Annotated in this window: 1 pseudogene; it reads left to right on the forward strand. The window is 72.7% G+C overall.

The features are described 5' to 3' along the window. Nucleotides 1-403: 403 nt before the first annotated feature. Nucleotides 404-1,879 (forward strand): annotated as a pseudogene (locus ADY01_RS35215) (hypothetical protein); the annotation flags it as partial.

The following is a 1,879-nucleotide window of genomic DNA, read 5'->3' on the forward strand; positions in this document are numbered from 1 at the left end:
CACCCCGGCAAGTACCCCCGCGAACTCCCCCCGAACGCGAGCCGCCCCCGCCGGAGACGGCCCCTGCCGCGCCATCCGCTCATGCGATGCTCACGCGATCGGTGGGCCCGACGGGCGCGGATCTCAGGGGCGGAACACCGACGCCGTCGGACACCGGCCTCGCCCCGATGCACCGGCGAACGAGCGTCTGGCCGGTGACAGCGTCGTCGAAGTCCTCGCCCCGGCCGTACCCGCCACGACCCGCGCGTCCCCATCGGGGAGCTGGGTCCCCTCATCCCGGTGGGGGTACGGCACGAGTTCGCGGTGTGACCACCGGCCCCCTTCCGGCCTAGGCTCGGGATCGGGTCTTCCCTCTGAATCCGCCGCCGGTGACAGGAAGACGGCGGGTGCACGGCATGGGTGGGTGAGTTCGATCTCCAGGTCTTCGCGATCACCGCTGACGGTATGGCTGGCCACGCTGGACGCGGAGCGGCTGCAACGGGTGCTGCTCCGCCGTCCTGAGGCCGCTGCCGCGCCCGAACCGCGTTCGTTGGGGGAGGTGGCGGATCGCCTCCAGCAGCGGGCGTCGGTCGTGCGGGCGGTGCGGCGGCTGCCGCTGCCCTGCCTCCAGGTGGCCGAGGCCCTGGTCGCGCTCGGCAAGGGCAGCGACCGGGGCGCGCTCGCGGCACTCCTTCGCCTGGCCGCCCAGGACGCGGAGGCGTTGGACGACACGCTGACCGCGTTGGCGGACCACGCGCTGGTCTGGCCGGACGAGGCGGGACAGCTGCGCGTGGCCTCGGCGTTGCGGGAGTTCTGGCGAACCCCGCTGGGCCTGGACCGGCCGCTCGGAGAGCTGCTGGAGGGGCTCACCTCGGATGACCTGCGGCGGATGCTGGCCGAGCTCAAGGTCAAGGCGCCGACCGTCAAGCGGGAGCGGATCGCGGCACTCGTCGATCATTACAGCGCACCGGATCGAATCATGACCGTGATCGCCGAGGCCCCCGCCGAGACGCGGGAGTTGCTGGAGGATTTCGCGGCCCGCGACCACGCGGCTGCTGCTTCGGATTCCACCGTCGTTCCCATCACGTTCGTCTCCCCCGGGAGCGGGGCCCACGATCCGGCCCGTTGGGCGGTGGCACGGGGTCTGCTGGTGGGGGACCGCTACGGGTATCAGCGGCCGAGGATGCCGGCCGAGGTCACCCGCGCGCTGCGCGGCGCCGACTGGCGACCCCCGTTCGACCCTGCGCCGCCGACACCCGAGGTGACCCCGGTAACGGCTCAGGACGTGGCGCGGGAGGCGGCCTCGGCCGGTAGGGAGCTGGTGACGCGGGCCACGTCCGTGCTGCACGAGTGCGCGCACCGGCCGCTGGCCCTGCTGAAGTCGGGCGGGGTGGGCGTACGCGAGCTGGGGCGGGTCGGTAAGGCCACCGGCTGCGAGGAACCGCTGGTCCGGCTGGTGTTGGAGTGCGCCACCAGCGCGGGACTGCTGGCCCGGGAGAAGGGGCGCGTTCTGGTGACCCAGGCGTACGACGCCTGGGTGGAACGGGAACCCGCCGAACAGCTCACCGACCTGCTCCGCTCCTGGTGGGACCTTCCGGCCGCGCCCACGGATTCCCGCGACGAGGAGGACAAACCACTGCCCGCGCTCGCCGGCAGGCACGCGGGCCACGCCGGTATCGAGCTACGCCGGGCACTGCTGGCCGCGTTGGAAGCCCTGCCGGCCGGGCATGGCGTGACCCGCCCGGACGACCTTGCCCTGCTGATCGGCTGGCACCGCGAAGAACCTATACATATAATCGCAACCCCGGAGTCCGCCCTCTTGGCGCTGATTCCAGGTCAGACGCCCTTCGTACCGTCCGTACTCCGGCCGCCACGGTCCCCTGTGCCGGTGCCTGGTGAC

The sequence above is a fragment of the Streptomyces sp. SBT349 genome, from assembly GCF_001083795.1.
Lineage (GTDB): Bacteria > Actinomycetota > Actinomycetes > Streptomycetales > Streptomycetaceae > Streptomyces.